The sequence below is a fragment of the Dyella sp. genome, assembly GCF_035486915.1.
Taxonomy (GTDB): Bacteria; Pseudomonadota; Gammaproteobacteria; order Xanthomonadales; family Rhodanobacteraceae; genus Dyella_B.
On record NZ_DATHMR010000040.1, the window covers coordinates 1 to 5,542 of the forward strand.

The 5,542-nt window shown below is 57.4% G+C and carries 6 protein-coding genes; 1 reads left to right on the top strand and 5 read right to left on the bottom strand.

Annotated features, from left to right (window positions below):
* From VK725_RS03915 to VK725_RS03935, 5 genes are all read right to left on the bottom strand, one after another.
* Positions 1-1,137 (bottom strand): hypothetical protein (locus VK725_RS03915; RefSeq protein WP_325316749.1); only part of this gene is annotated, 1,137 nt, incomplete at its 3' end.
* A gap of 322 nt (positions 1,138-1,459) precedes the next feature.
* Entirely contained in the window at positions 1,460-1,762 is a 303-nt protein-coding gene (locus tag VK725_RS03920; RefSeq protein ID WP_325316750.1) for a Fis family transcriptional regulator, read from the bottom strand.
* Between the two features lie 288 nt (positions 1,763-2,050).
* Positions 2,051-3,181: an FAD-dependent monooxygenase gene (locus tag VK725_RS03925; RefSeq protein WP_325316751.1), complete on the bottom strand. Its 1,131-nt coding sequence runs from the start codon at positions 3,179-3,181 to the stop codon at positions 2,051-2,053.
* A 55-nt stretch (positions 3,182-3,236) separates the two neighbouring features.
* Positions 3,237-3,791 carry a hypothetical protein gene (locus tag VK725_RS03930; RefSeq protein WP_325316752.1) on the bottom strand — a complete coding sequence of 185 codons (555 nt, stop codon included), beginning with the start codon at positions 3,789-3,791 and terminating at the stop codon, positions 3,237-3,239.
* A 54-nt stretch (positions 3,792-3,845) separates the two neighbouring features.
* Complete coding sequence (locus VK725_RS03935) at positions 3,846-4,760, bottom strand: AraC family transcriptional regulator (RefSeq protein WP_325316753.1); 915 nt, start codon at positions 4,758-4,760, stop codon at positions 3,846-3,848.
* A gap of 83 nt (positions 4,761-4,843) precedes the next feature.
* On the opposite strand from VK725_RS03935, the gene VK725_RS03940 reads away from it, so the two are divergent.
* Positions 4,844-5,542 (top strand): TetR/AcrR family transcriptional regulator (locus VK725_RS03940; RefSeq protein WP_325316754.1); only part of this gene is annotated, 699 nt, incomplete at its 3' end.

Consider the following 5,542-nt stretch of genomic DNA (forward strand, 5'->3'; position numbering starts at 1 on the left):
GGGATAGCCGGCAGGGTTACCGGTTTCGTCGCAACCAGAGCGCGGCAGAAAGTTGTCCATGTTGCTGCCATAGCGTGCTTGCGTCGCCGCCACCAGCGCGGGCCTTGCCTTCAGTACATCGCATGGGATGGCGTACTGGAACACGCTCTGGTCCTCACCCATCGATGCAAGAATGATCCGTGGCACCAGCGAATCGTCGCTATCGTCGTAGGCAGCGATCGGGAATTCGCCCATCGGCTTTTGATGCACATACGACTTGGCTTGTACGTCGTCGAGCAGATGTTGAATCTGTGCATCGCGCGCTGGCGTGCGCGGACGGAAGGCGTGCAGGAACAATGCATAATCCAGCTCGCCGCGCAGATCCTTTTCAGCGTTCTGCTTCAACACAGGTTCGGCCCTATCCGGATGCGTGGCCATGCTGGCGATAGCCACTTCGCGCGGATCCGGTGGCGACGGTTTGGATGGCGCGATGGCCGCATAGCATCTGCCATCGCGTGCCACGCCATTAGGACAGCTAGGCGTCTCATGCCGTTTCAACAACCGCGGCGCGTCCGCAATCTCGGCCAGTAACGTGATGGCCTGGTCGTCACTGGGACAATCCAACATGGGGCCAGGCACGTTTTTTAATGCATCCGCGTTGGCCGCGAAATCATTCTCGTGGCTATGCAAGGTACGGCACGGCAGGCGCAGCCACAGGCCGGCCTGCGGTTGCGGGGTACTACTGTGCATGCCCAGTTGGTCGTCCCGTTGCGCAGGACTTAAACCGCCGGCCTCGAAGTACAGCGCGGTGTCCACGATGCGGATCGCTGCCAGCAGATGCGGCAACGGTTGGCTCGTATGGAGGGCATCAGCCAGGTGTGCGTTGTATTTCTCGTATATCGGCGCCTGCCACTGCGACATGTCCTGCATTTTCTGCTGGGCGCTACTCACGGCAACGGCAAGCGCCTCATTCATGCGTGTGTCGTCATGTTGCAGGTAGGCCGCATACGCATCCACGATGCTTTCCATAGGATCGCGGCTGGCACCCGCGGGAACGGCGCGTCGTGGTTGGCCGGCTGCGACCCGGTCAAGGTCAGACTGGATGCGGATGAAAACGCGGTAAGGGTCGTCGTAGCCGCTCTTGTTGTCGCCGATCACCGCGCATCGTGCAGGCGTCGCAGCGCAAGGGACCGGCGCAGTTGACACCGTACTAGATGCCGCCAGTATCAAAGCACCGGCACATGCCACCAATCGCAATGTAAGAACCGCTGAACATCTTCTGCCCATATCCGTCCCCCAAAGCCTGCCTCCTATGCGGAAAGCATGTTGGCACAACCACAGGGACGGGAGCAGCCAATAACATGGCAATTTAGTGTCGGACTACCGGCAGGCTATAAGTTTTGCCGCGCTCATCCATCGCGCCTGCTTTGGATCGAGGGCGGACATATGAGCTGCCAAAAAAGTTAATGCTTCTGCCCAGTTAAGCCACCAGCTCTACGCGCAATTTCTTTTGCAGGGCAATAGATACGCTGGCCAACATCTTGAGCGTGAGACGGCTGTTACTCTCGTCGAGCAAGCTATCCAGATGCGATCGACTGACTCCCATCATTGCAACCATTTTGCTCTTGCTGATTTTCTGGGCTTTCATTTCTCGCCGTATCTGCCAGACGATTACGCGCTTAATAGCCACGGTCGTACTCTCTTCGAGAATTCCCTCATCTCCCAGGAAGTCATCGAAGTCTGCACCGATGTGTTTCGAGCTATGTCTCGAAGATTTGGTCACACCCAGGCCCAGTCTTTATTTTGCAGTGCACCGTTTTTGGTATATGACGTCTGTTACTTCAATTAGCACAACGCTTCGTCATCATTTTACCTATTAATTCAGCGACGCTGCATTAGGCGCGGTCAAACTATGGTTTAAGGCGTGGCCAAACTATGGTTTAACGCGCATGTGTGTTCGTTAAAGCATAACTTGTCCGCAGAAGTGCCCGACGGCTGAAATGTCCGCTTGGGGTTGAAAACGGACATTCAATGCCAGAAATCAGCGGCGCCTCGAAGGTGTGGCCCGGCGTCAGGCAACTTCTTTCAACATATCGTGCAGATCGATACTGTTCTTCGCTTTCGTCATCAGCTCGTCGGGAATCGGCTCTTTTCGGTTAAGGTCGAGCAGCCCCTGATTGATATGCACATAGGGACGTATGCGTTCTTCGTAGGCGGCGAATGCCTGCGCCGGTTGATCGGGATGGCGGATCAGTTCACGCGCCAGAACAAAGGAACCGACCAAGGCGAGACTGGTGCCCTGCCCTGTGAATGGGGATGCACAGTGCGCGGCGTCTCCCGCCAATACGACGCGGCCCTTCGACCATGTGGGCATATGTATCTGCGCCAGTTCGTTGTAATAGAACTGCGTGGTGTCTTGCATGGAATCGATCAGCTGAGGAAAGAAGCCACCCAAGCGAACACATTTTGAGGCCACCATATCCTTCTGCGCGCGAATGTCGTGACGGGATACTTCCGCATCTAGCGTGCCGTAGCCGACGCCAACGCGCAGCTCCTTTTGATCGCGGCTCGGATAAATCACGTAACCGACACTTGCTTCGCGGTGAATGAGTTGCCAATGCTTCAGATCGATGAGGTTAGGGGTGGAGAAAAACGCCAAGACTCTGTTCAGCGGTTTCACGAACGTCGACTCGTCGTTGAAACACAGCTTTCGCGTATGGGAATACACGCCGTCAGCGCCTACGACACAGTTGAAGGTTCTTTCGATGCCGCTGGCGAAGGTAACGATCACTTCCTGATCGTTCTGACTGAGTGCCTGGATGCCATCTGCATAGACGAATTCGACCTGGTTGCCCATCGCCCCCATAAGCAGCTCGCACAAGTCGTCGCGGAAGATCTCGATATCGTCACTATCGAGTCTGCCGGCGCTGAAGGTGCGCTCTTCGGTCCGCGCAACTTCATTGCCATGGGCGTCGAGCGTGGACATGCCCTTGGATCGCGTTCGTAATGCATCGGCTTCGCAATGCAAGCCCATGGCCTTAAGCACATCCAGTGCGACACCACGAACATCCACAGCCTGTCCGCCGCGTCGGAATGCCGGAGAGCGTTCGACTAAGGTGACAGCGAAACCCGCACGATCCAACCAGTAAGCCAGTGCCAGGCCGGTGACGCCCGCACCCGATATCAAAATATTCCGATTCATGTGAGAGCCTCACGTATTAAAAGCATGGGTAAGAGAGTCGAGATGTGACTTCGCTTTATCGCTGACTTACAGCTTGCTCGCGCTTATGTCGCGGATACCAGTTCGTGAAACGGTAGGCGGCGTACAAGGCACCCCCGATGATGATTGCGATGGAATGGACCGGAATCGCATGGCACCAGAACGCCATGTCAGCGGCAACCACCACTGCAAATGCAGTGCCCCATACTCCCGAGATCACCTTGTTCGTTTCGACAAAGCTGGCATTGGTCCATTGCGATGGAGAAATGCGTTCCTTGGCGTACTCCAAGGTGAAAGGTCTACCTGTCGCAATCGTGGCGAGCACGATGACGAGGAGCCCCGCGTCGACGCAGATGCGCACGAGTGCTACGGATAAGTCTACGCCAGCGAGCCACGCAACGATTGCCAAAGCGCTGAAGAGAATAAATGTGCCAACCTCCAGCGTCTTCGGCTTTTTTCCCGGCGACGTTGCGTCACGCACGATGCCGACACCGGCGATGACGGCGCCTGCGAGTAGAGCGAGTTTTGAATAGCCCGCGGCGCTTATCAGCGCGAATGCGAGAAAGGGTAGAAATCCAAGAATCAATTTCATGTCGATGATGCCTACGAGACGTTGAATGCAGTGAGGGGTAGCTGACGACAGCAGTTACGGCGTGCGACTAAAGCGCCACTGCCCCGGCGTGGTGCCTGCAATTCGCTTGAAGACGGTGGTGAAATGCGCTTGCGTGCTGAATCCCGCACCCGCCGCGATATCGCAGAGCGGCCACGGCGTGCGCGTCATCAATTCCTTCGCGTGCAGAACGCGTTGCTCCAACAAGTAGTGATGCGGACGCAGGCCTGTCGCTTCACGAAATAGCGCGGCGAAATGCATGGAGGACATGCCCGCGGCTTCAGCCATATCGTTCAGCGTGATGGTCTCGGAAAGATGTTCCCGAACGTAGTTCGCCACACGCTCCACGCGAAAGGCGGGCAGTGCGTTCCGATGAGGGTTTTGCGCTTTACGCTCCGCGCAGCGGATGCACAGGTCGACGACTCTCGCCAACATCGTATCGATCAACGGTGCCGCGAACGACGCGTGCATGCCTTCCAGCGTGGACGTCACCAACATGCTGACCAGCTGCTTCAACAAAGGGTCCGCGTACCTTTGCAGTTTTCCCTGGGTCATGACGGCGCGCATGCCATCCGTCACACGTTCGCGCCAGTAGCTGTGCGGAACGGTAAGGACGAGTTCCTCACCGTCGCAAAGCCATTGGGTTCGAACCAACTGATTTGGACGGCTTACGTGAACGAGGCCGTCGACGGCCTCGCCACAGTCATACCACTGCGAACCAACGTTTACGCTGAGCCGGCATCTGCCGAAGAAGAAGCGCAGCACGACCGAAGCATTCGGTGTCGGTGCCGATTCGCCCACTTCGCCTGCCGATCTCCGGCACACCACGGCGACCGGGCCATCGAATGACTTGATGCCACGAGCGACCGTCGAAGGATCGAGGGCCGCAGCCGAAACATGACGGCGCACGGACTTCGGCACGGATTCGAGCTGGCTGGAAACGCTAAACATGTCCCATCTCCCCGGCGACGATGGCCGGCTGGCATTCGGTTTGGTACCCCTTGAGCCAGCGCCGAAGCCGTCGTTGGCACGCCATGGCGCCACCAACAACGTCCCTCGCAGGCAGTCAATCTTTACGTTGTCTAGATAGTTTGGGTGCGAGGCAACCCCTTGTCAAGAAATATTTTTACAGTGGTAAGATGCGCGGCATGAAAACCGCCCCCTACCACCACGGCGCCTTGCGGGAAGCCCTTCTCGACGCGGCTGAGACGATCCTGAAACGCGACGGGTTGAACGCCCTGACGCTACGCGCCGCGGCGCGGGAAGCCGGTGTGTCACATGCCGCGCCATCCCACCACTTTGGAGACCTGACGGGGTTGCTTACCGATCTGGCCGCCGACGGTTTTCGACGATTTGCCGGGCGCATCAAAGACGCCCTTGAGGGTCCAAGCGCTCGACGCTGGGATGGCGCCCGCGCTTATCTCGCCTTCGCGATCGACAATCCCGCACTGTTTCAGCTGATGTTTCGTGCCGACCGATTGGATGGCAGCCGTCCCTCTTTCAAGGAAGCTCGTATGCATCTGCTGGAAATCCTGGCCGAATCTCGCGGCATACCGGCCGATAAACCATCGGTCGAACAACTGGGCAAGATGGTGGGCGGCTGGTCTTTGATACACGGCTACACCTTGCTGCTTTTGGATGGACGTCTAAAAGCGCTACTGAGCGTCGCTCCGGAAGGTACGACCATCGACGACCTGTTCGAAGCCATGCTTGCGTCGGCTGACAATCAAGAG

What these genes read in the sequence shown, in the direction of transcription:
- VK725_RS03935 (WP_325316753.1), bottom strand. Translation starts at nt 4,760, where the DNA reads ATGTTTAGCGTTTCCAGCCAGCTCGAATCCGTGCCGAAGTCCGTGCGC.
- VK725_RS03925 (WP_325316751.1), bottom strand. Translation starts at nt 3,181, where the DNA reads ATGAATCGGAATATTTTGATATCGGGTGCGGGCGTCACCGGCCTGGCA.
- VK725_RS03930 (WP_325316752.1), bottom strand. Translation starts at nt 3,791, where the DNA reads ATGAAATTGATTCTTGGATTTCTACCCTTTCTCGCATTCGCGCTGATA.